The sequence below is a fragment of the Streptomyces sp. NPDC002232 genome (assembly GCF_042890295.1).
Taxonomy (GTDB): Bacteria; Actinomycetota; Actinomycetes; order Streptomycetales; family Streptomycetaceae; genus Streptomyces.
This window is the reverse complement of sequence record NZ_JBIARV010000001.1, coordinates 512082-533439: the sequence shown is the minus strand read 5'-3', so window position 1 is coordinate 533439 and position 21358 is coordinate 512082. Positions and strand designations below refer to the sequence as shown.

The following is a 21358-nucleotide window of genomic DNA, read 5'->3' as shown; positions in this document are numbered from 1 at the left end:
TACTGTGGTTTCACCGACGCGGGGTGGAGCAGCTCGGTAGCTCGCTGGGCTCATAACCCAGAGGTCGCAGGTTCAAATCCTGTCCCCGCTACTCAGGACGAGGGCCCGGATCCATAAGGATCCGGGCCTTTGTCGTGTGTCGGCGTGCCGGGGGGTGCCGAAGAGCGGTAGGGAAGGGGCGAGTTGGCGTGAGTCGTGTTTGACTTGTCTCTCTGTGGGCAAGTCGACAAAACGCTGGGTGACCTCACTGGCTGCGGTATACCAGGTGTGCTCGGGTTGCGGGTGGTGCGACGATGGTATTTATGGGGGACAGGGCAACTCTGTTGGAGACAGGGCGGTTTGTGCAGCGGCACGCCAGAAACGCCGCAGATGAGATCATCGAGGCAGTAGGGGCCGTCGATGCGGCCGTCGACACCACCGCCGAGACCGACGCCGAGAACGAGACCGAGACCGAGGCCCGTCACCGGCGGGCCGCCGAGCGCGGCGACCTCGCCTCGATGAGCGCCCTCGGCGCGCTGCTGCTGCGCCGCGGTGACCTCGACGGCGCCGAGCCCTACCTGCGCGGCGCCACGGCCGAGGGGGACCGGGCCGCCGCCAACAACCTGGGTGTCCTGCTCCACCAGCGCGGATACGCCGAGGAGGCGGCCGGCTGGTGGCGGGTCGCCGCCGTCGCCGGCTCCGCGCCCGCCGCCCACGCCCTCGGCCGCCACCACCGCGAGCGCGGTGACGAGCCGGCCGCCGAGTACTGGCTGCGCCAGGCCGCCGAGCAGGGCCACGCCCTCGGCGCGTACGCCCTCGCCGACCTCCTGGAGCACCGCAGTGACGTTGGCGCCGAGCGCTGGCTGCGGGCCGCCGCCGAGCAGGGCCACCGCGAGGCCGCGTACCGCCTCGCCCTCGCCCTGGAGCGCCGCGCCACCGAGACCACCCGGGGACCGCACGAGACGGGCACCCGGCTCCGGGTCCCCGGCACCCGCGCGGTCGTCGCCCCCGGCGGCGTCCCGGCCGTCGCCGTGCCCGCGATCCCCGGACAGCCGGCCGGGCAGGCCACGGGAGAGGACGCCGAGGCAGAGCAGTGGTTCCGGCAGGCCGCCGCGCGCGGCCACCGCCGCGCCGCGCTTCACCTCGGCGCCATCCTGGAGCACCGCGGCGAGCTGAAGGAGGCCGGCCGCTGGTACCTCAGCTCCGCCAAGGAGGGCGAGGCGAAGGCAGCCTGCGCGCTCGGCTTCCTGCTCCGTGACGCGGGCGACGAGGAGAGCGCCGCCGTGTGGTGGCTGCGGGCCGCCCAGGACGGCGACGGGAACGCCGCCAACGCGCTGGGCGCCCTGCACGCCGCCCGGGGCGAGCAGCAGACCGCCGAGCGCTGGTACCGGGCCGCCATGGACGCCGGCGACGTGAACGGCGCCTACAACCTCGGGCTGCTCTGCGCCGCCCAGGACCGCATCACACAGGCCGAGCAGTGGTACCGGCGGGCCGCCTACGCGGGCCACCGCGAGGCCGCCAACGCGCTCGCCGTGCTGCTCCTCCAGGCCGGCGACGCCAACGGCGCCGAGCCCTGGTTCTCCAAGGCCGCCGAGGCCGGCAGCGTGGACGCCGCCTTCAACCTCGGCATCCTGCACGCCGGCCGCGACGACGACCGCACGGCCCTCGTCTGGTACGAGCGGGCCGCGGCCGCCGGGCACACCGAGGCCGCCCTCCAGGTCGGCATCGCCGCCCTGCGCGACGGCGACGAGCAGACGGCCGAGCGGCACCTGCGCTGCGCGGCGGGCGGCGGCAGCGCCGAGGCCGCCTTCCGACTGGCCTCCGTGCTCGACGCGCGCCGCCCCGAGCCCGGCCCCGCCGTGCTCGGCGCGTCCCGCGAGGAGAAGTCGGAGTGCGAGGAGTGGTACGAGCGAGCCGCCCAGCAGGGGCACCGGCGCGCCCAGGTGCGGGTCGGGATGCTCGCCGCCGGGCGCGGCGACCTCGCCGAGGCCGACCGCTGGTACCGCGAGGCCGCCGAGGCGGGCAGCCGCAACGGCGCCTTCAACCTCGGGCTGCTCCTCGCGCGCGAGGGCAGCGAGCGGGAGGCCGCGCTCTGGTGGACCCGGGCGGCCCGGGCCGGCCACGGTCGTGCCGCGCTCCGGCTGGCCCTGCTCGCCGCGCGGCGGGGGGAGCTCGCCGAGGGGCGCCACTGGTGCGACCGCGCGGTGGAGCTGGGCCCGGCGGAGGTGGCCGAGCGGGCGGCCCGGCTGAGCGAGGCGCTGCACCAGGAGCTGACGGCGTAGCCGTGGTGCGGCGGCCCTATGGATTTGCGCTGGTGACGGGGGTCCCGTAGAGTCGTGTTTACCGACGCGGGGTGGAGCAGCTCGGTAGCTCGCTGGGCTCATAACCCAGAGGTCGCAGGTTCAAATCCTGTCCCCGCTACTCAGTAGCAAGCGAAGGCCCGGATCCGTTCACTGGATCCGGGCCTTCGTCGTGTGCGCATGTGCGGGTGCACAGCACGTGAAAAAGGCCCCCGCCGGAGCGGGGGCCTCTTCCGTGCGGTCGTCAGGCCGTCGTGGCGCAGCTGGGGCAGAGGCCCCGGTAGGTGACCTCGACGTTCGAGATGGTGAAGCCGAAGCGCTCGGCGTCGGGCAGGTCCGCCAGCGGGTCGCCGACCGGGTGCACGTCACGGATGGCGCCGCAGCGCGCGCAGACCAGGTGCTGGTGGGGCCGGTGGGCGTTGGGGTCGTACCGCTTGGCGCGGCCGTCGGTCGCGACCTCCATGACCTCGCCGAGGGTGACCATCTCGCCGAGCGTGTTGTACACGGTGGCGCGCGAGATCTCGGGCAGCTTCGCCACGGCGCGCGCGTGGACCTCGTCGGCGGTCAGGTGCACGTGGTCCCCGTCGAGGACCTCGGCCACGACGCGCCGCTGCGCGGTCATCCGCCAGCCGCGGCCGCGCAGTCGTTCCAACAGGTCACTCATGAGGGTCAGCCTAACAGTCGGGGGTGGGCTTCCGAACCGGTGTGACTTTAGAAGTTCACTTGACTTAGACATTGTCCATTGTAGGATTTGAACCGGCACTGGCGAGCGTCCCACGAGGGCCTCGGCAGAAGGACAGGACACGCAGGACAGGACGCAGGAGGCGCACGTGACGCAGGGACCGCTCACCACGGAGGCCGGGGCTCCGGTCGCCGACAACCAGAACAGCGAGACCGCGGGCGTCGGCGGTCCGGTCCTGGTCCAGGACCAGCTCCTGCTGGAGAAGCTCGCCCACTTCAACCGCGAGCGCATCCCGGAGCGCGTCGTCCACGCGCGCGGCGCGGGCGCGTACGGCACGTTCACGGTGACCCGTGACGTCTCGCGGTGGACGCGCGCCGCGTTCCTCTCCGAGGTCGGCAAGGAGACCGAGACCTTCCTGCGCTTCTCCACCGTCGCGGGCAACCTCGGCGCGGCGGACGCCGTGCGCGACCCCCGCGGCTGGGCGCTGAAGTTCTACACCGAGGAGGGCAACTACGACCTCGTCGGCAACAACACCCCGGTGTTCTTCATCAAGGACGCCATCAAGTTCCCGGACTTCATCCACACCCAGAAGCGCGACCCCTACACGGGCTCGCAGGAGGCGGACAACGTCTGGGACTTCTGGGGCCTCTCCCCGGAGTCGACCCACCAGGTCACGTGGCTCTTCGGCGACCGGGGCATCCCCGCCTCGTACCGCCACATGAACGGCTACGGCTCGCACACGTTCCAGTGGAACAACGAGGCCGGCGAGGTCTTCTGGGTCAAGTACCACTTCAAGACCGACCAGGGCGTCAAGAACCTCACCCAGGACGAGGCCAACCGCCTCGCCGGCGAGGACCCGGACTCGCACCAGCGCGACCTGCGCGAGGCCATCGAGCGCGGCGACTTCCCGACCTGGACCGTGCAGGTCCAGATCATGCCGGCGGCCGACGCGGCGACATACCGCTTCAACCCGTTCGACCTCACCAAGGTGTGGCCGCACGAGGACTACCCGCCGATCGAGATCGGCCGCCTGGAGCTCAACCGGAACCCGGAGAACATCTTCGCCGAGGTCGAGCAGTCGATCTTCAGCCCCGCGCACTTCGTGCCGGGCATCGGCCCCTCCCCGGACAAGATGCTCCAGGGCCGGCTCTTCGCGTACGGCGACGCCCACCGCTACCGCGTCGGCATCAACGCCGACCACCTGCCGGTGAACCGCCCGCACGCCACCGAGGCCCGCACCCACGCGCGGGACGGCTTCCTCTACGACGGCCGCCACAAGGGCGCGAAGAACTACGAGCCGAACAGCTTCGGCGGCCCGCACCAGACCGACCGGCCGCTCTGGTCCGGCTCGGCCGTCACCGGGACGACCGGTGACCACGCCGCGCCCTCGCACGCCGAGGACAGCGACTTCACGCAGGCGGGCGACCTCTACCGACTGATGTCCGAGGCCGAGAAGGGCCGTCTCGTCGAGAACCTGGCGGGCTTCATCGCCAAGGTCTCGCGCGACGACATCGCCGAGCGGGCGATCGACAACTTCCGCCGGGCGGACGGAGACTTCGGCAAGCGGCTGGAGGCCGCGGTCCAGGCCCTGCGCGGCTGAGGGCGCTTGCCGAAAGAGAGGGCGGGCCGGACTTCCGTACGGAGTCCGGCCCGCTCTCGCGTGCTCAGCCGGCGACGCTGTGCACCGGGATCCAGCAGCGGATGATGTCGCGCACGGAGACGATGCCGACGGGCCCCAGGTCGTCGAGGACGACGAGGTGGCGGAAGGCGCCGCGCGTCATGGCCTCGGCCGCCTCCGCCAGGGTCCAGGTGGGCGCGGCGAAGACGACGTCACGGGTGGTGTGGGAACCGGCGGTCTCCCGGTCCGGGTCCTGGTCGCGGGCGAGGGAGTTGAGGATGTCGCGCTCGGTGAGGATCCCGAGCCCGCCGGCGTCGGTGTCGAGGACGACGGCGGCGCCGACGCGGCGCGCCGACATCAGCCGGGCCGACTGCCGGAGGGTGTGGGCGGGGCCGATGGTGAGGACCACCGTGCTCATGGCGTCACGGACGAGCATGGACGGAGCCACCTCCTTGGTGAACCCTTCTCGCCTGCTACGAGAAGGAATTCACAAGTTCACAAGTGGGGGAGCTCCCAGAGTGGCACCGGGGGAGGGGACCGACAAGGGGGCGCGCGAGGCTCCCCCGGGCGTACGACGGGGCGCTCGGCGCGCTGGGAGTTCTCCCGGTCCGGGGGCGGGCGCGCACGGGCGCTCGGCCTCGGAGGCCCCCGGCCCGGCGGTGGCCGGGTGCGCGGGCCCGGACCCTCTCCCGGTCCGGGGGTAGGTGCCCGGGCGCTCGGTCCCGGACCCTCTCCCGGTCCGGCGTCGGCCGGGTGCTCGGGCCCCCGGATCCTGCGTCCGGTCGGCGGCCGGGTGCTCAGTCCCGGGCATTCTCCTGGTTCAGATAGCCGAGGAGCTCGCCGTGCAGCAGGCCGTTCGACGCCGCCGCGTTGCCGCTGTGCGGGCCGTGCCGGCCGTCGAGGCCCGTGTACGTGCCCCCGGCCTCCTGGACCACGATCGCGACCGCGGCCATGTCCCACAGCGAGAGCTCCGGCTCCGCGCAGAGGTCCACGGACCCCTCGGCGACCATCATGTACGGCCAGAAGTCGCCGTACGCCCGGGTCCGCCAGCACGCGCGCGTGAGGTCGAGGAAGCCGTCGAGGCGGCCCTGCTCCTCCCAGCCGCTCAGCGAGGAGTACGCGAAGGAGGCGTCCGACAGGGACGCGACCTTCGAGACGCCGAGCCGGGTCGCGGAGGCCAGGCTGCGGCCCGTGTACGCGCCGAGCCCCTTCGCCGCCCACCAGCGCCGGCCGAGGGCCGGGGCGGACACCACCCCCACCACCGGCTGGAAGCCGGTCTCCCCGGCCTCCATCAGCGCGATCAGGGTCGCCCAGACCGGCACGCCGCGCACGTAGTTCTTCGTGCCGTCGATCGGGTCGATCACCCAGCGGCGCGGGCCGGTGCCCTCCACGCCGTACTCCTCGCCGAGGATCGCGTCGCGCGGCCTCGCGCGCTGGAGCTGACCGCGGATCAGCTCCTCCGCCGCCTTGTCCGCCTCGCTCACCGGCGTCATGTCCGGCTTCGTCTCGACCTGGAGGTCGAGCGCCTGGAATCGGTCCATGGTGGCCGCGTCGGCGGCATCCGCGAGGACGTGGGCGAGACGCAGATCATCGTGGTAGTCGGCCATGCCCGGAACTCTATCCCCGAGCCGGGAGGCCGCGCGGAACCGTCCACGCCCCGACGCCCCGGACGCTCCGTGCCCGCCCCTTGACAGGCCGTGGCCGTCCTGTCGACGCTGGGCGGTGAACCGTTCCCTCCCGGAGGTGAGGATGGCGAACGCCCGCGAGGCCCTGCTCGACGCCGCGCTCGCCGAGCTCGCGCACCGCCCCTGGTCCGCCGTGCGGATGGCCGACCTGGCCGCCGCCGCACGGGTCTCCCGGCAGACCCTCTACAACGAGTTCGGCTCCAAGGACGGGCTGGCCCGCGCGCTCGCCCGGCGGGAGGCCGACGCCTATCTCCAGGGCGTCCGGCGCCTGCTCGCGGCGCCCGCCCCGCCGGAGCGGAACCTCGTCGCCGTCGCCGAGTGGATCGTCGCCCGCGCCGCCGTCCGCCCCCTCCTCCGGGCCCTGCTGACCGGCGACTGGAACGAGCGGCTGCCCCACCCCCGTCCGGCCCGTCCCGGCGCCCGGCCCGCCCCCGTACCCGCCCAGCGGCGCGCCGACCTGGGGCCGCCCGCGCCCGGCGAGCTGGTGGCCCAGACCGCGGCCTGTGCGGGGGAGGGCTGGGCGACCGGCTGCGAACTCGCCGTGCGCGTCGCGCTCAGCCACGTCGTCGCACCGGCCCTGCCGGGCGACGCTCAGTGCGCCGAACCGGAGAGCTGGAGCCCGATGACGCCCGCGATCACCAGACTGATCGAGACGATCTTGAGCGTCGAGACCACGTCGCCGAGGAAGACCATGCCGTAGATGGCGGTCCCGGCCGCGCCGATGCCCGTCCACACCGCGTAGGCCGGGCCGACGTCGAGCTTCCGCAGCGCCAGCGTGAGGAGGCCGAAGCTGCCCAGGGCGAAGGCCGCGAAGGCGATCGTCGGCCACAGCCGGGTGAAACCGTGCGAGAGCTTCAGGCAGACCGCGAACCCCGTCTCCAGGACCCCCGCGATCACCACCAGCAGCCACGCCATCGTCAGTGCCTCCCACGCCGTCGGTGACTGCTTCGTCGCACTTGGTGCGATTATGCCCTTGCCTGCGGCGCGTGGGCGTACACGCCGACGGCTCAGTCGCCCTCGCGTCGCTCCCGCGTCGCGAGCAGCCGCCGCAGCGAGAACAGCCGCGCCGGATCGGCGTGCCCCTCCGCCACGAACGCGTCCAGCGCGCAGTCCGGCTCGTCATGGCTGCATGCGCGCGGGCAGTTCTCCGTGCCCGGCACGAGATCGGGGAAGGCGAGGATCACCCGGGACGGGTCGACGTGGTGGAGGCCGAAGGAGCGCACGCCCGGGGTGTCGATGACCCAGCCGCCCTCCTTGTCGTTCAGCGGCAGCGCGAGCGCCGAGGTCGTGGTGTGCCGGCCCCGGCCCGTGACCGCGTTGACCACCCCCGTGGTGCGCCGCCGGTCGGGCGGGACCAGTGCGTTCACCAGGGTCGTCTTGCCGACGCCGGAGTGACCGACGAACGCGGTGGTGCGGCCCTTGAGGTGCTCGTGGACCCGCTCGGCGGCGACCCCGTCGACGAACTCGTCGCGGGTGGTCACCACATGGGGGACGCCCAGCGCGCCGTACATCTCCAGCAGCTCGTCCGCCGGGGCCAGGTCCGACTTGGTCAGCACGAGCAGCGGGGAGAGCCCGCCGTCGTACGCCGCCACCAGGCAGCGGTCGATCAGCCGGGGGCGCGGCTCCGGGTCGGCGAGCGCGGTGACGATGGCCAGCTGGTCGGCGTTGGCGACGACCACCCGCTCGTACGGGTCGTCGTCGTCGGCGGTGCGCCGGAGCACCGAGCTCCGCTCGCCGATCCGCACGATCCGGGCCAGCGTGTCCCTCTCGCCGGAGAGGTCGCCGACGAGGGAGACCCGGTCGCCGACGACGGCGGCCTTGCGGCCCAGCTCGCGCGCCTTCATCGCCGTCACGGCCCGGTCGTCGACGAGGCACGTCAGCCGGCCCCGGTCGACGGTGAGGACCATGCCCTCGACGGCGTCCTCGTGCTTCGGGCGGATCGTGGTGCGGGGACGGGTGCCCTTGCGGTTGGGCCGCTGGCGGATGTCGTCCTCGTCGGTGTGCTTGCCGTAGCGCCGCATGGTTCAGACCCCGAGCATTTCGGTCCACATCGTCGGGAAGTCCGGCAAGGTCTTCGCCGTCGTCGCCACGTCCTCGATCTCCACGCCCTCGACCGCGAGGCCGATGATCGCGCCCGCCGTCGCCATGCGGTGGTCGTGGTACGTGTGGAAGACGCCGCCGTGCAGCGGGCGCGGGCGGATGTGCAGACCGTCCTCGGTCTCCGTCACGTCGCCGCCGAGTTCGTTGATCTCCTTGGTGAGCGCCGCGAGCCGGTCCGTCTCGTGCAGCCGCAGGTGCGCGACCCCGCGCAGGGTCGAGGGGGAGTCGGCAAGGGCGGCGACCGCCGCGATGCCGGGGGTGAGCTCGCCGACCTCGCCCAGGTCCACGTCGATGCCGTGGATCCGGCCCGTGCCGGTGAAGGTGAGGCCCGCGTCGGTGAGTTCGCAGGAGCCACCCATTTCGGTGAAGATGCGGCGCAGCTCGTCGCCCGGCTGGGTGGTCCGCGCCGGCCAGTCGGGGACCGTGACCCGGCCGCCGGTCACCAGGGCGGCGGCCAGGAACGGCTGCGCGTTCGACAGGTCGGGCTCGACGACGAGGTCGCGGCCGCGCAGCGCCGAGGGAGCCACCCGCCACACGTTCGGCTCGCCGCCGTGCTCCGGCTCGTCGACCCGGGCGCCGACCGCGCGCAGCATGTCGACCGTCATCCGGATGTGCGGGAGCGAGGGGAGCCGGCTGCCCACGTGCCGCACCTCGACGCCCTGGTTGAAGCGGGGCGCCGAGAGCAGCAGGGCGCTGACGAACTGGGAGGACGAGGAGGCGTCGATCTCGACCGTGCCGCCGTCGAGGCCGCCGGAGCCGTGCACGGTCAGGGGGAGCGCGCCGCGCCCCTCGTCGTCGATCCGGGCGCCGAGCGCGCGCAGCGCGTCGATCACCCCGTGCAGGGGGCGCTCGTGGGAGCGGGGGTCGCCGTCGAAGCGCACCGGGCCGTCGGCGAGGGCCGCGACCGGGGGCAGGAAGCGCATGACCGTGCCGGCGTTGCCGACGTCGACCGTGGCGGGGCCGCGCAGCGGGGAGGGGATGATCCGCCAGGCCTCGCCGGAGCCGTCGGGGCCGACGCCCTCCTCGATCCGCACGCCGAGGGTGCGGAGGGCCTCGGCCATCAGGAGGGTGTCGCGGGAGCGCAGCGGGCGGCGCAGCCAGCCGGGCTCGGACGCCAGCGCGGCGAGGACCAGAGCGCGGTTGGTGACCGACTTCGATCCGGGCACGGTGACGGTCGCGTCGACGGCGCCGCGGGCATACGGAGCGGGCCAGAGGTCGGCGGGCGGGTCGGAGTGCGCGGAAGCTGCTGCGGTCATGGAATCACTGTACGGGGGAGTCAGAAGCCCAGGAGCCAGCGCCCGCCGCCGATCAGGGCGGATATCGCGACCGTGTGGAAGAAGAGGAGCCACACCCCGGCGGGCACGTGGGTGAGCCGGGAGAGCTGGTCCGCGTCCGAGTCGGGGGTGCCGCCGTGGCGGCGCTTCGCCTGGAGCTCGAAGGCGGGCCGGACGCCGCCGAGGAGCAGGAACCAGACCACGGCGTACGCGAAGACGGACTGGACCTCGGGGCCGGTCAGCCAGGAGACCAGGAGGAAGGCGGCGCCGGTGAGGAGGACGGTGAGGACGCCGTAGGCGTTGCGGACCATCACGAGGAGCGCGAGCAGCAGCCCGGTCGCGATCCACAGCAGCAGGGTGACGCGGCCGGTGCCGAGCAGCGCGGCGCCGCCGAGTCCGAGCAGCGGGGCCGCCGGGTAGCCGGCGGCGAGGGTGAGGACCACGCCGAGGCCGGTCGGGCGGCCCCGGGTCACCGTCAGGCCGCTGGTGTCCGAGTGGAGCCGGATCGCCTCCAGACGGCGGCCGGAGAGGAGGGCCACGAGCCCGTGGCCGCCCTCGTGGGCGATGGTGATCGCGTTCCGGGCCGGGAGCCAGAGCCGCCGGAAGGCCACCAGGGCCAGCGCGCAGGCGCCGGTGAGCCAGACGGTCCAGTCGGCCGGGGCGGCCTGCGGGTGGAGGAGGTCGATCGCGAAGTCCATCTTTCGGGCCGCTCCTCGGGAGCTCGGGGATCGTGGCAGTGTGGCACGTATGTGCGGACGGTATGCATCGAGTCGGCGTCCCGAGGACCTCGTGGGTCTCTTCGGGATCGAGAAGTGGGAGCCGGAGGAGACCCTGGCCCCCGACTGGAACGTGGCCCCCACCAAGGAGGTCTGGGCCGTTCTGGAGCGTCCTCTGAAAGACGCCGGATCCCCGCGCCCGGTTCGCCAGCTGCGCGCCCTGAAGTGGGGACTGGTGCCCTCCTGGGCGAAGTCGCCGGAGGGCGCCGCCCGGATGATCAACGCGCGCGCGGAGACCGTGGACGAGAAGCCCTCCTTCAAGCGGGCCTTCCAGTCGCGCCGGTGCATCCTGCCCGCCGACGGCTATTACGAGTGGGTGACCGGGGCCGCCGAGCGCGACCTGGAGGTCGAGGGGAAGAAGAAGCGGGCCAGGAAGCAGCCGTACTTCGTGACCCCGGCGGACGGCTCCGTCTTCGCGATGGCCGGGCTCTACGAGTTCTGGCGGGACCGGACCCTGCCCGACGGGCACCCCTCCGCCTGGTGGGTGACCTGCTCGGTGGTCACGACCGAGGCCGAGACCGGACCGCTGGGCGTCGCCCCGGCCGAGGGCCCGGGCTCGCTCGCCGACATCCACCCCCGGATGCCCCTGATGCTGACCGAGGACCGCTGGGACGCCTGGCTCGACCCGGCGCGCACCGGCGCGGAGGAGCTGAGCGGCCTGCTCGCGCCGCCGCCCGGGGGCCTGATGCGGGCCTACCCGGTGGCGACCGCCGTCAGCAACGTCCGCAACAACGGTCCCGAGCTCCTGGAGGAGCTGTCGGGACCCGAGGTCGGCACGCTGTTCTGACCCGCGGGGCCGGTGGGGCGGCAGGATGGGGACGTGACACAGACCGAGACCGTCCCCACCGACACCGGTGAGGCGCGCATCACGTGGTACGCCGGGGCGAAGCCCCGGGCCGTCCTCGCCCTCGGGCACGGCGCCGGAGGCGGCGTCGAGGCCCGCGACCTCCAGGCCCTCGCCGGGGCCCTGCCCGCCGAGGGCGTGACCGTCGCGCTCGTCGAGCAGCCCTGGCGGGTCGCCGGCAAGAAGGTCGCGCCCGCGCCGAAGACCCTCGACACCGGCTGGCGCGGCCTCTGGCCGGCGCTCGCGAAGCCCGGCCTCCCGGTGATCGCGGGCGGCCGCAGCGCCGGTGCCCGGGTGGCCTGCCGCACCGGCCGGGAGCTGGGCGCCATCGCGGTCCTCGCCCTGAGCTTCCCGCTCCACCCGCCGGGCAGGCCCGAACGGTCCCGCGCCGGGGAACTGCTCTCCACCGGTCTGCCCACGCTCGTCGTGCAGGGCGGCAACGACCCGTTCGGACGGCCCGAGGAGTACCCGGAAGGGCCGTACGGGCTCGTGGAGATTCCGTACGGGGACCACGGCTTCGCCGTCCCCAAGCGGGCGCCGCTCGGCCAGGACGAGGCCCTCGCCCTCCTCGTGGACGGCGTCACCGAGTGGATCTCCGGACTGCGCTGATCTTCCCGCCGTTCCCGGGAATGTTGCGCGGGGGACCACGGTTGTGGAGAGCGTCGGTGTGAGAGCAAGGAAAGAGGAGTCCGTCGTATGGGTATGACCATCTGCCCGGAGCGTGCGCAGGCCGCTGACCTCGACTGGACCGTGCTGCCCGCGCCCAAGGCCGCCCCGATTCGGGCGGCGGGCGGAGCGGTTCCTCGTCTATCCTCCGAAACGAGCGGGTCCGCCCCCGGGCTCGCCGCCGCGCTGGAGGAGGTGGGTCCGGTCACTGGGACCGACACAGGGACCGACGACGGCCCCGAGGAGACGACCGAGGAGCGCAACGCGCGCTTCGAGCGGGACGCCCTCGGCTTCCTCGACCAGATGTACTCGGCCGCGCTGCGCATGACGCGCAACCCCGCGGACGCGGAGGACCTGGTGCAGGAGACCTACGCCAAGGCGTACGGATCCTTCCACCAGTTCCGTGAGGGCACGAACCTCAAGGCCTGGCTCTACCGCATCCTCACCAACACCTTCATCAACTCGTACCGCAAGAAGCAGCGCGAGCCCCAGCGCAGCGCCGCCGAGGAGATCGAGGACTGGCAGCTCGCCCGCGCCGAGTCGCACATGTCGACCGGGCTGCGGTCCGCCGAGTCGCAGGCGCTCGACCACCTTCCGGACTCCGACGTGAAGGCAGCGCTCCAGGCGATTCCCGAGGAGTTCCGCATCGCCGTCTATCTCGCCGATGTCGAGGGCTTTGCGTACAAGGAGATCGCGGACATCATGGGGACACCCATCGGTACGGTGATGTCCCGACTGCACCGGGGCCGCCGCCAGCTGCGCGGCATGCTCGAGGACTACGCTCGCGACCGCGGGCTCGTTCCCGCGGGCGCCGGAGAGTCGAACGATCTGAAAGGCTCGGGCTCATGAGCTGCGGAGAGCCGCACGAGACGGACTGCTCAGAGGTCCTCGATCATCTCTACGAGTTCCTCGACAACGAGATGCCCGACACGGACTGCACCAAGTTCGAGGTGCACTTCGAGGAGTGCTCCCCGTGCCTGGAGAAGTACGGCCTGGAGCAGGCGGTGAAGAAGCTCGTCAAGCGCTGCTGCGGCAGTGACGACGTCCCCACCGACCTGCGCGCCAAGGTCATGGGCCGGATCGACCTGATCCGCGCCGGCCACGTGGTGCCCGAGCAGGACATCACGGTGAGCTCCCCGACGACACCGGCGCCGCAGGAGTAACACCCCTTCCCGCACCGGGCCGTGGACGGCCGCCGCGAGGTCTCGCGGCGGCCGTCGCGCATACATCAGCTTGTATCACCCGATGGTGCGAATCGCTCGGACCGCGCCGCCCCCGGACGCCCCACTCGCTAGCGTGACTCGCGTGATGGGCGTGAAGGGCATTCCGCGAGCGGCCCGCGTGTACATCGGCTGCGCCCTGCTCGGCGCCGGGGCCTGCGTCCTGCCCGCGCTGCGCCCCGGAGCCGCCGTCCCCTGGAGCACCGTCGCGCTCCTCGCCGTCCTCTACGCGCTCTGCGAGCTGCCCGCCCGCTGCCGGCTCATCGGCCGCGCCCTCGGCACCGCCGTCCCCCCGGGCAGCGGCTCCTTCTTCCCCGTCCTCCTGGCCGCCGCGCTGCTCCTGCCGCCCGCCGCCGCCGCGCTCACCGCGATCCCCGGCGGGATCCTCGCCCGCGTCGACGAACCCCCCGCCGCCCCCCGCCGCGCCTGGCGGGCCGCCGCCACCGCCCTCGCCGTCTGGGCCGCCGCCCTGACCGCCGGCGCGCTCGACGCCCCCGCCGCCCTCGGCCGGGGCCCGGACGTCGCCGACCTGCCCCACGCGCTGCTGCCCGCGGGCGCCGCCGCCCTCGCCTTCTGCCTGGTCCTCACCGCCCTCGACGGCGGCATCCGCGCCACCGCCGGAGGACTCTCCCCGCGCACCGCCTGGCGCGGCCTCCTCGGCCGGTCCCTCGCCCCGCACGCCGTCCACGGCCTCGCCGGACTGATGATGGCCGTGCTCTGGCGGAGCACGTACGGGCCCGTCGCCGCGCTCTTCGTCCTCCTCCCCATGTACATCTCCTGCTGGGTCTTCGCCCAGTACCACCGCGAACGCGCCGCCCACCAGGCCACCATCCGCGCCCTCGTCCAGGCCGTCGACCTCAAGGACCGGTACACCCGGGGCCACAGCGAACGCGTCGGCCACGCCTCCGTCCTGATCGCCCGTGAGCTCGGCATGACCGGGGACCGCCTCGACGTCGTCCGCTTCGCCGGCATCCTGCACGACGTCGGGAAGCTCGGCGTGCCCACCCGGGTGCTCCGCAAGGACGGGCCGCTCACCCCCGAGGAACGCCGGATCATCGAACTGCACCCCGAGTACGGACACGAGATGGTCCGCGGCATCGGCTTCCTCGGCGAGGCGCGGTCCGCGATCCTCCACCACCACGAGCGCATGGACGGCAGCGGCTACCCCTACGGGCTCCACGGCGCGGAGATCCCCGAGTTCGCCCGGGTCGTCGCCGTCGCCGACGCCTTCGACGCCATGACCTCCACCCGCTCCTACAGCCGGGCCCGCCCGGTCCCCACCGCCCTCGCCGAACTGGAGCGCTGCGCCGGCACCCACTTCGACCCCCGGATGGTCACCGCCCTCGTCCAGGCCCTCGACCGGCACGGCTGGCAGCCCGCCGTGACCGCCGACGAGCCGGCCGGGGCGGCCACCCCGCGCTCCGAACAGGTGCCCCCGCCGCGCGAGCCCCGCTCCGCCCCCGACAGGGAGCACGCGTGAGACCCGGGGCGGTCACCGTCGGCTCCGTGCGCGCCGCCGCCCTCCTCCTCGGCCTCACCGGCTTCGCCGGCACCCTCTGGCACGGCATCGACGAACCCGCCAACGCCCTCGCCTTCGGCGCCCTCGTCGCCCTCGGGGAGCTCGCCCGCGGCGGCGCCGCCCCCGACGACCGCGAGCCCGCGCCGCTCGCCACCGCGGGAGCCCTCGCCTACGCCCTGCTCGGCACCAGCGCCGGCACCGCCACCACCCACGGCGTCCTCCAGACCGTCGCCGTCGTCGTCGCGGCGGGCCTCGCCGGGATCGTCCCGCACATCGCCCGCGGCCGGGGCCCCGGCCTCGACCGGTTCGCCCGCCGCGTCCTCACCGTCGGCTTCGCCGCGCTCTGCTTCCAGCCCCTCTACAACGCGGGCGCCGTCACCCAGCACCTCGGCCGGGGTCCCGCGTACGCCCTCCTCCTCCTGCTCCTGCTCGCCCTGACCGCCCTCTGCGACGCCGTCCTCGCCGCCCTCGTGCTCCGCGCCCGCACCGGGTTCCCGTACGGCCCCCTCCTGCGCGACGAACTCCGCGCCCTCCTCGGCATCGGCTCCGCCGTCTGCGCCACCGGCACCGTCATGGCGCTCGGCGTCGCCGCCGCCGGACTGTGGGCGCTGCCCGTGCTCGCCGTCCCGCTGCTGCTCACCCAGGTCTCCTTCCGGCGGTACGCGGCCGTCCGGACCGTCAACCGGCAGACCATCGCCTCCCTCGCCCGCGCCACCGAGATCGCCGGCTGCACCCCGCCCGGCCATGCCCACCGGGTCGCCGCCCTCAGCACGGCCGTCGGACGCGAGCTGGGCCTCTCCGGGACCGAGCTGACCGTCCTGGAGCACGCGGCGCTCATGCACGACATCGGCCAGCTCTCCCTCGTCGACCCGGTCGAGGGCGGCGCCACCGCCCTCCTGCCCGCCGAGGAACAGCGCCGCATCGCCCACCTGGGCGGCGAGGTCGTCCGCAGGACCGGGGTCCCCGAGGCCGTCGCCCTCGTCGTGGAGCGGCAGGCCGACCCGTACCGCGAGCAGCCGCCCGCCGCCCGGATCGTCCGCGCGGTGAACGCCTACGACGACCTCGCGGGCGACGGGGCGGGCGCCGCCCTCGGCGCCCTGGAGCGGCTGCGGCTCGGCACCGCCCGGGACTATCACCCGGATGTCGTCGAAGGCCTGGCCAGAGTCCTGGCACGGGGCGGAGCCGCTGGGGTGACCCCGGCCGTCCCTGGGTAACCCATGGGTAATGAGCGCGCGTCCGACCGGGCATGGTTGGATGCGAACAAGAGGGTGAAGCGACCGGCAGGCGGGAATCGTGAAGATCTTCGGGAAGGTACGGCATCGGCCCTCCGCCTCATGGCGGCAGGCCACGGACCGCGCGTTCACGCTGATCGGCGACGGCCGGTACGAGGACGCGGGCGCGCTCCTGACGCGTGCGGCGGACCTGGAGCCCTGGCTCTCGGAGTCCTGGTTCAACCTGGCGCTCCTGCACAAGTTCCGGCACGACTGGGAGCAGGCGCGGGCCGCCGGGCTGCGCGCCGTCGCCCTGCTCGACAAGGAGACCGGCGCCCCCGACTGGTGGAACGTCGGCATCGCCGCCACCGCCCTCCAGGACTGGCCGCTGGCCCGCCGCGCCTGGCAGGCCTACGGACTGAAGGTGCCCGGCGCCGCCGCGGGCACCGGCGAGCCCGCCGGGATGGATCTGGGCAGCGCCGCCGTCCGGCTCTCGCCCGAGGGCGAGGCGGAGGTCGTGTGGGGCCGCCGGCTCGACCCGGCCCGCATCGAGGTCCTCTCCATCCCGCTGCCGTCCTCCGGCCGCCGCTGGGGCGAGGTCGTCCTCCACGACGGCGTGCCGAACGGCGAGCGGACCACCACCGCGGGCCCCTCCTACCCCGTCTTCGACGAGATCGAGCTGTGGGCGCCCTCACCCGTCCCCACCTGGGTCGTCCTCCTGGAGGCCGCCACCGAGGCCGACCGGGACGCCTTGGAGCAGCTCGCCGCGGAAGCCGGTTTCGCCGCCGAGGACTGGTCGTCCTCCGTGCGGCTGCTCTGCCGGGCCTGCTCCGAGTCGACCATGCCGAGCGCCGAGGGCGAGGGCGAGCACTCCGACCCGCACGACCACAGCGAGCCCGGCCACCCCGGGCCGCTCGGCCACCGCTCGCCGGGCGAGCTGTGGGTCCCCGAGCGGGAGTGCGGCATCGCGGCCCCGCCCGGCCTGGTGCGGGGGCTGCTCGACGGCTGGGTGGCGGACAGCCCGGACTCCCGGGAGTGGCGTGATCTCGAAGAGGTCTGCTGAGCCCCCGGCCGGGGCCCCGTAGGCTGTCCTCCGACGGAATCGGGTTTTCAGGAAGGCGCGGCCGGACATGGCGCAGCAGGACACGGACGAGCAGACGCAGATCGACGACGGGTTCGTCGTCGACACGGAGGACTGCGAGGCGCGCGAGCTCGCGCACCGCGAGCGGGGCACCTCGCGTCCGATCACGGTCGTCGGCAACCCCGTGCTCCACCGGGAGTGCAAGGACGTCACCGAGTTCGGCGACGAGCTGGCGCAGCTGATCGACGACATGTTCGCCAGCCAGAAGACCGCCGAGGGCGTCGGCCTGGCCGCGAACCAGATCGGCGTGGACCAGAAGGTCTTCGTCTACGACTGCATGGACGACGAGGGCGTCCGGCACGTCGGCCACGTGGTCAACCCGGTCCTCCAGGAGCTGCCGGCCGAGCTCCGCCACCTCGACGAGTCCAACGAGGGCTGCCTCTCCGTGCCCACCGCGTACGCCGAGCTGGCCCGCCCGGACTACGCCGAGGTGCACGGCCAGGACTCCCAGGGCAACCCGATCAAGGTGCGCGGCACCGGCTACTTCGCCCGCTGCCTCCAGCACGAGACGGACCACCTGCACGGGTTCCTGTACATCGACAAGCTGTCGAAGCGCGACCGCAAGGACGCCCTGCGCCAGATGGAAGAGGGCACCCCGCGCTACCCGGTCGTCGCGAACGACTGACCCCGCGCCCACGCCGAAGGGCCCCGCTCCTCTCCGGGAGCGGGGCCCTCGCGCGTACGGACGGTTCCTAGAAGTCCTCGTCCAGGTCCACCGAGCCCTCGACCGCCACCTGGTAGGCGGACGGGCGGCGCTCGAAGAAGTTGGTCAGCTCCTGGACGCCCTGGAGCTCCATGAAGGAGAACGGGTTCTCCGAGCCGTACACCGGCGGGAAGCCGAGGCGCTGGAGGCGCTGGTCGGCGACGCACTGGAGGTACTCGCGCATCGACTCGGTGTTCATGCCCGGCAGGCCCTCGCCGCACAGGTCGCGGCCGAACTGCAGCTCCGCCTCGACGGCCTCCTTCAGCATGTCCGTGACCTGCTGCTGGAGGGCGTCGTCGAAGAGCTCCGGCTCCTCCTTGCGGACGGTGTCCACGACCTCGAAGGCGAAGTTCATGTGCATCGTCTCGTCGCGGAAGACCCAGTTGGTGCCGGTCGCCAGGCCGTGCAGCAGGCCGCGCGAGCGGAACCAGTAGACGTACGCGAAGGCGCCGTAGAAGAACAGGCCCTCGATGCACGCCGCGAAGCAGATGAGGTTCAGCAGGAAGCGGCGGCGGTCGGCGGCCGTCTCCAGCTGGTCGATCTTCTCGACCGAGTCCATCCACTTGAAGCAGAACTGCGCCTTCTCGCGGATCGACGGGATGTTCTCCACCGCGTCGAAGGCCGCCGCGCGGTCGTCCGGGTCGGGCAGGTAGGTGTCCAGGAGCGTCAGATAGAACTGGACGTGGACCGCCTCCTCGAAGAGCTGACGGCTCAGGTAGAGCCGCGCCTCCGGGGAGTTGATGTGCTTGTAGAGCGTCAGCACCAGGTTGTTCGCCACGATCGAGTCGCCCGTCGCGAAGAACGCGACCAGCCGGCCGATCATGTGCTGCTCACCCGGCGTGAGCTTGGCGAGGTCGGCGACGTCCGAGTGGAGGTCGACCTCCTCCACGGTCCAGGTGTTCTTGATGGCGTCCCGGTAGCGCTCGTAGAAGTCGGGGTAGCGCATGGGCCGGAGCGTCAGCTCGAAGCCCGGGTCGAGGAGGTTCTTCTTGTCGGTCGAGCTCATTACTGGCAGGCCTCGCAGGACTCGGGGTTCTCAAGGGAGCAGGCGACGGCGTCGGCGTCGGGGGCCGCCTGCTGGACGGGGATCGGGGCGGCGGCCTGCGCCGCGCGCGCGATCCGGGTCGCCGGACGGGAGCGCAGGTAGTAGGTCGTCTTCAGACCCTGCTTCCAGGCGTACGCGTACATCGACGACAGCTTGCCGATCGTCGGCGTCTCCAGGAACAGGTTCAGGGACTGGCTCTGGTCGAGGAACGGGGTCCGCGCCGCCGCCATGTCGATGAGGCCGCGCTGCGGGATCTCCCAGGCCGTGCGGTAGAGCTCGCGCACCTCGGCCGGGACCCAGGTGAAGCCGGCCACCGAGCCGTTGGAGTCGCGCAGCGCCTCACGGGTCTGCGCGTCCCACACGCCGAGCTTCTTCAGCTCCTCGACGAGGTACGAGTTGACCTGGAGGAACTCGCCGGAGAGCGTCTCGCGCTTGAACAGGTTGGAGACCTGCGGCTCGATGCACTCGTAGACGCCCGCGATGGAGGCGATGGTCGCCGTGGGGGCGATGGCGAGGAGGAGGCTGTTGCGCATGCCGGTGGTGGCGATGCGCGCGCGCAGCGCCGTCCAGCGCTCCGGCCAGTTCAGCTCCACGTCGTAGTGGTCCGGGTGCAGGACGCCCTGGGCGGTGCGGGTGTCCTCCCAGGCGGGGAGCGGGCCGGAGCGCTCGGCGAGGTCGGCGGAGGCCTCGTACGCCGCGAGCATGATCCGCTCGGCGATCTTCGTCGAGAGCGCGCGCGCCTCGGCGGAGTCGAAGGGCAGCTTCAGCTGGAAGAAGACGTCCTGGAGGCCCATCGCGCCCAGGCCGACCGGGCGCCAGCGGGCGTTGGAGCGGCCGGCCTCCTCGGTCGGGTAGAAGTTGATGTCGACGACGCGGTCGAGGAAGGTGACGGCCGTGCGGACGGTCTCGTCCAGGCGCTCCCAGTCGATGTCCGAACCGACGACGAACGAGCCGAGGTTCACGGAGCCCAGGTTGCAGACCGCGGTCTCGCCGTCGTTCGTGACCTCGATGATCTCCGTGCACAGGTTCGAGGAGTGGACGACGGTGCCGGGCACGGCGGTCTGGTTCGCGGTCCGGTTGGAGGCGTCCTTGAACGTCATCCAGCCGTTGCCGGTCTGCGCCAGCGTCCGCATCATCCGGCCGTACAGGTCGCGGGCCGGCATCGTCTTGCGGGCCAGGCCCGCCGCCTCGGCCTTGCGGTAGGCGGCGTCGAACTCCTCGCCGTACAGGTCGACGAGCTCGGGCACGTCCGCCGGGGAGAACAGCGACCACTCGGCGTCGGCGTTGACCCGGCGCATGAACTCGTCCGGGATCCAGTGCGCCAGGTTCAGGTTGTGCGTGCGGCGCTGGTCCTCGCCCGTGTTGTCGCGGAGCTCCAGGAACTCCTCGATGTCCGCGTGCCAGGTCTCCAGGTAGACCGCGGCGGCGCCCTTGCGGCGGCCGCCCTGGTTCACGGCGGCGACGGAGGCGTCCAGGGTCTTCAGGAACGGCACGATGCCGTTGGAGTGCCCGTTGGTGCCGCGGATGAGGGAACCCCGGGCGCGGATGCGGGAGTACGAGAGGCCGATGCCGCCCGCGTGCTTCGAGAGACGCGCGACCTGGTGGTAGCGGTCGTAGATGGAGTCCAGCTCGTCCTGCGGGGAGTCCAGCAGGTAGCAGGAGGACATCTGCGGGTGGCGGGTGCCGGAGTTGAAGAGCGTCGGGGATGAGGGGAGGTAGTCCAGGCGGCTCATCAGGCCGTACAGGGACGCCACTTCGTCCAGGGCGCGGACGCTGTCGTCCTCGGCCAGGCCGCAGGCGACGCGCAGCATGAAGTGCTGCGGGGTCTCGATCACCTTGCGGGTGATCGGGTGGCGGAGCAGGTAGCGCGAGTAGAGCGTGCGCAGGCCGAAGTAGCCGAAGCGGTCGTCGGCGGCCTGGTCGATCGTCGCGTCGAGGCGGTCGGCGTGCAGGGCGGCGAAGGCGGCGGTCCGGTCGGCGATGAGGCCCTCGCGGTGGCCGACGGCGACCGAGGCCGAGAAGCACACGGCTCCCTGGCCGGCCGCCTCGGCGGCGATCGTCAGGGTGAGGAGCCGGGCGGCGAGCCGGGAGTACGCGGGGTCCTCGGCGATCAGGCCGGCGGCGGCCTCGGTGGCCAGCTCGCGCAGCTCCGCCTCGTCCGACCGGGCACTGCGGCCGCGGAGCGCGGCGGCGGCCACCTTGCCGGGGTCGGTGTCCGGGAGGTCGGCGGTGAGATCGGTCAGGGTCCGCAGGAGTACGGTCCCGGGGCCGTCGTTCTCGATCGCTGCGGCCGGATCGGCGGGCGCGATGGTCACGTGGGGGCTCTCCCTCGCTCGGCTCGGGGCCAGGGCGGGGGAGGCGGGCAGGCGGGCACCCGTACGCGCGGGCGCGCCGCGTCCACCGGCCCACTCCGCGAGGCCCGGACGTCTGTGGCACCCGGAACGGACGGACCGGGCGCGCTGTCGGCAGGTCCTCGGACTCACTCCGTACGAATCCGCACGTAGCACACCGTTGCGGGACAGTTCCGGATTCGCGCCGGATTCCCCTGCGTCGACAGCGAGGTCGAGCATACATGTGGGGGGCGCCCCTTCGAGC

At 73.2% G+C, this 21358-nt stretch carries 20 protein-coding genes, 2 tRNA genes and 1 riboswitch; of the genes, 13 read left to right on the top strand and 9 right to left on the bottom strand.

The genetic code is table 11. The features are described from left to right. Positions 1 to 17: 17 nt before the first annotated feature. The 3 genes from ACFYXU_RS02355 (at position 18) to ACFYXU_RS02345 (ending at position 2400) form a co-directional block, all read left to right on the top strand. Positions 18 to 91: transfer RNA gene (locus tag ACFYXU_RS02355), tRNA-Met, on the top strand. Positions 92 to 293: 202 nt separating this feature from the next. Then, a complete protein-coding gene (locus ACFYXU_RS02350; RefSeq protein ID WP_376513934.1) occupies positions 294 to 2261 on the top strand; it encodes a tetratricopeptide repeat protein in 1968 nt (655 codons plus the stop codon). Positions 2262 to 2326: 65 nt separating this feature from the next. Continuing rightward, a tRNA-Met gene (locus ACFYXU_RS02345) sits at positions 2327 to 2400 on the top strand. Positions 2401 to 2523: 123 nt separating this feature from the next. Here ACFYXU_RS02345 and ACFYXU_RS02340 read toward each other — a convergent pair. Continuing rightward, complete coding sequence (locus tag ACFYXU_RS02340; RefSeq protein WP_361401961.1) at positions 2524 to 2943, bottom strand: Fur family transcriptional regulator; 420 nt, start codon at positions 2941 to 2943, stop codon at positions 2524 to 2526. 166 nt (positions 2944 to 3109) lie between these two features. Between ACFYXU_RS02340 and ACFYXU_RS02335 the strand changes: the two genes are divergently transcribed. Continuing rightward, positions 3110 to 4561, top strand: coding sequence for a catalase (locus ACFYXU_RS02335; protein ID WP_329851726.1), 1452 nt, complete (start codon positions 3110 to 3112; stop codon positions 4559 to 4561). Between the two features lie 64 nt (positions 4562 to 4625). Here the strand turns inward: ACFYXU_RS02335 and ACFYXU_RS02330 are convergent, their stop codons facing one another. Both ACFYXU_RS02330 and hisN read right to left on the bottom strand, forming a co-directional pair. Beyond that, complete coding sequence (locus ACFYXU_RS02330; RefSeq protein ID WP_329851724.1) at positions 4626 to 5015, bottom strand: CBS domain-containing protein; 390 nt, start codon at positions 5013 to 5015, stop codon at positions 4626 to 4628. A 361-nt stretch (positions 5016 to 5376) separates the two neighbouring features. Next, on the bottom strand, positions 5377 to 6186 hold the full coding sequence (gene hisN, locus ACFYXU_RS02325; RefSeq protein ID WP_329851722.1) for a histidinol-phosphatase: 810 nt from the start codon (positions 6184 to 6186) through the stop codon (positions 5377 to 5379). Positions 6187 to 6328: 142 nt separating this feature from the next. Between hisN and ACFYXU_RS02320 the strand changes: the two genes are divergently transcribed. Then, entirely contained in the window at positions 6329 to 6964 is a 636-nt protein-coding gene (locus tag ACFYXU_RS02320) for a TetR/AcrR family transcriptional regulator (RefSeq protein ID WP_376513931.1), read from the top strand. On the opposite strand, the gene ACFYXU_RS02315 is transcribed toward ACFYXU_RS02320, so the two are convergent. The 4 genes from ACFYXU_RS02315 to ACFYXU_RS02300 all read right to left on the bottom strand — a co-directional run bounded on the left by ACFYXU_RS02315 (position 6856) and on the right by ACFYXU_RS02300 (position 10336). Further along, complete coding sequence (locus ACFYXU_RS02315) at positions 6856 to 7179, bottom strand: multidrug efflux SMR transporter (protein WP_329851720.1); 324 nt, start codon at positions 7177 to 7179, stop codon at positions 6856 to 6858. The two genes, ACFYXU_RS02320 and ACFYXU_RS02315, sit on opposite strands and share 109 nt — an antisense overlap. A 92-nt stretch (positions 7180 to 7271) precedes the next feature. Beyond that, on the bottom strand, positions 7272 to 8285 hold the full coding sequence (gene rsgA, locus ACFYXU_RS02310) for a ribosome small subunit-dependent GTPase A (protein WP_361401973.1): 1014 nt from the start codon (positions 8283 to 8285) through the stop codon (positions 7272 to 7274). Positions 8286 to 8288: 3 nt separating this feature from the next. Next, on the bottom strand, positions 8289 to 9620 hold the full coding sequence (gene aroA / locus ACFYXU_RS02305) for a 3-phosphoshikimate 1-carboxyvinyltransferase (protein WP_376513929.1): 1332 nt from the start codon (positions 9618 to 9620) through the stop codon (positions 8289 to 8291). Positions 9621 to 9640: 20 nt separating this feature from the next. Then, on the bottom strand, positions 9641 to 10336 hold the full coding sequence (locus tag ACFYXU_RS02300; RefSeq protein ID WP_361401980.1) for a M50 family metallopeptidase: 696 nt from the start codon (positions 10334 to 10336) through the stop codon (positions 9641 to 9643). A gap of 49 nt (positions 10337 to 10385) precedes the next feature. Here ACFYXU_RS02300 and ACFYXU_RS02295 point away from each other — a divergent pair, with 49 nt between their 5' ends. The 8 genes from ACFYXU_RS02295 (at position 10386) to def (ending at position 17640) form a co-directional block, all read left to right on the top strand. Continuing rightward, a complete protein-coding gene (locus ACFYXU_RS02295) occupies positions 10386 to 11201 on the top strand; it encodes an SOS response-associated peptidase (protein ID WP_389456258.1) in 816 nt (271 codons plus the stop codon). 33 nt (positions 11202 to 11234) lie between these two features. Further along, a complete protein-coding gene (locus tag ACFYXU_RS02290; protein ID WP_389456256.1) occupies positions 11235 to 11867 on the top strand; it encodes an alpha/beta family hydrolase in 633 nt (210 codons plus the stop codon). A 252-nt stretch (positions 11868 to 12119) separates the two neighbouring features. After that, on the top strand, positions 12120 to 12773 hold the full coding sequence (locus ACFYXU_RS02285) for a sigma-70 family RNA polymerase sigma factor (protein ID WP_329851816.1): 654 nt from the start codon (positions 12120 to 12122) through the stop codon (positions 12771 to 12773). Then, positions 12770 to 13087, top strand: coding sequence for a mycothiol system anti-sigma-R factor (gene rsrA, locus ACFYXU_RS02280; RefSeq protein WP_329851714.1), 318 nt, complete (start codon positions 12770 to 12772; stop codon positions 13085 to 13087). The genes ACFYXU_RS02285 and rsrA overlap by 4 nt, the downstream gene beginning before the upstream one ends. Positions 13088 to 13238: 151 nt before the next feature. Further along, positions 13239 to 14624: an HD-GYP domain-containing protein gene (locus ACFYXU_RS02275; protein WP_389456729.1), complete on the top strand. Its 1386-nt coding sequence runs from the start codon at positions 13239 to 13241 to the stop codon at positions 14622 to 14624. Beyond that, entirely contained in the window at positions 14621 to 15877 is a 1257-nt protein-coding gene (locus ACFYXU_RS02270; protein ID WP_389456254.1) for an HD-GYP domain-containing protein, read from the top strand. Before ACFYXU_RS02275 ends, ACFYXU_RS02270 begins: the two co-directional genes overlap by 4 nt. Positions 15878 to 15956: 79 nt before the next feature. Continuing rightward, positions 15957 to 16937 carry a hypothetical protein gene (locus ACFYXU_RS02265; RefSeq protein WP_329851711.1) on the top strand — a complete coding sequence of 327 codons (981 nt, stop codon included), beginning with the start codon at positions 15957 to 15959 and terminating at the stop codon, positions 16935 to 16937. A gap of 67 nt (positions 16938 to 17004) precedes the next feature. Continuing rightward, positions 17005 to 17640, top strand: a complete 636-nt coding sequence (gene def, locus ACFYXU_RS02260) for a peptide deformylase (protein ID WP_329851709.1) — start codon at positions 17005 to 17007, stop codon at positions 17638 to 17640. Positions 17641 to 17707: 67 nt separating this feature from the next. Here def and ACFYXU_RS02255 read toward each other — a convergent pair whose 3' ends face one another. Continuing rightward, positions 17708 to 18724, bottom strand: coding sequence for a ribonucleotide-diphosphate reductase subunit beta (locus ACFYXU_RS02255; protein ID WP_361401994.1), 1017 nt, complete (start codon positions 18722 to 18724; stop codon positions 17708 to 17710). Then, a complete protein-coding gene (locus ACFYXU_RS02250; protein WP_389456252.1) occupies positions 18724 to 21078 on the bottom strand; it encodes a ribonucleoside-diphosphate reductase subunit alpha in 2355 nt (784 codons plus the stop codon). Before ACFYXU_RS02250 ends, ACFYXU_RS02255 begins: the two co-directional genes overlap by 1 nt. 131 nt (positions 21079 to 21209) lie before the next feature. Beyond that, a riboswitch (cobalamin riboswitch) is annotated at positions 21210 to 21350 on the bottom strand. Positions 21351 to 21358 lie beyond the last annotated feature (8 nt).

What these genes read in the sequence shown, in the direction of transcription:
- ACFYXU_RS02350 (WP_376513934.1), top strand. Translation starts at nt 294, where the DNA reads ATGGTATTTATGGGGGACAGGGCAACTCTGTTGGAGACAGGGCGGTTT.
- ACFYXU_RS02340 (WP_361401961.1), bottom strand. Translation starts at nt 2,943, where the DNA reads ATGAGTGACCTGTTGGAACGACTGCGCGGCCGCGGCTGGCGGATGACC.
- ACFYXU_RS02330 (WP_329851724.1), bottom strand. Translation starts at nt 5,015, where the DNA reads ATGCTCGTCCGTGACGCCATGAGCACGGTGGTCCTCACCATCGGCCCC.
- hisN (WP_329851722.1), bottom strand. Translation starts at nt 6,186, where the DNA reads ATGGCCGACTACCACGATGATCTGCGTCTCGCCCACGTCCTCGCGGAT.
- ACFYXU_RS02320 (WP_376513931.1), top strand. Translation starts at nt 6,329, where the DNA reads ATGGCGAACGCCCGCGAGGCCCTGCTCGACGCCGCGCTCGCCGAGCTC.
- ACFYXU_RS02315 (WP_329851720.1), bottom strand. Translation starts at nt 7,179, where the DNA reads ATGGCGTGGCTGCTGGTGGTGATCGCGGGGGTCCTGGAGACGGGGTTC.
- rsgA (WP_361401973.1), bottom strand. Translation starts at nt 8,285, where the DNA reads ATGCGGCGCTACGGCAAGCACACCGACGAGGACGACATCCGCCAGCGG.
- aroA (WP_376513929.1), bottom strand. Translation starts at nt 9,620, where the DNA reads ATGACCGCAGCAGCTTCCGCGCACTCCGACCCGCCCGCCGACCTCTGG.
- ACFYXU_RS02300 (WP_361401980.1), bottom strand. Translation starts at nt 10,336, where the DNA reads ATGGACTTCGCGATCGACCTCCTCCACCCGCAGGCCGCCCCGGCCGAC.
- ACFYXU_RS02295 (WP_389456258.1), top strand. Translation starts at nt 10,386, where the DNA reads ATGTGCGGACGGTATGCATCGAGTCGGCGTCCCGAGGACCTCGTGGGT.
- rsrA (WP_329851714.1), top strand. Translation starts at nt 12,770, where the DNA reads ATGAGCTGCGGAGAGCCGCACGAGACGGACTGCTCAGAGGTCCTCGAT.
- def (WP_329851709.1), top strand. Translation starts at nt 17,005, where the DNA reads ATGGCGCAGCAGGACACGGACGAGCAGACGCAGATCGACGACGGGTTC.
- ACFYXU_RS02255 (WP_361401994.1), bottom strand. Translation starts at nt 18,724, where the DNA reads ATGAGCTCGACCGACAAGAAGAACCTCCTCGACCCGGGCTTCGAGCTG.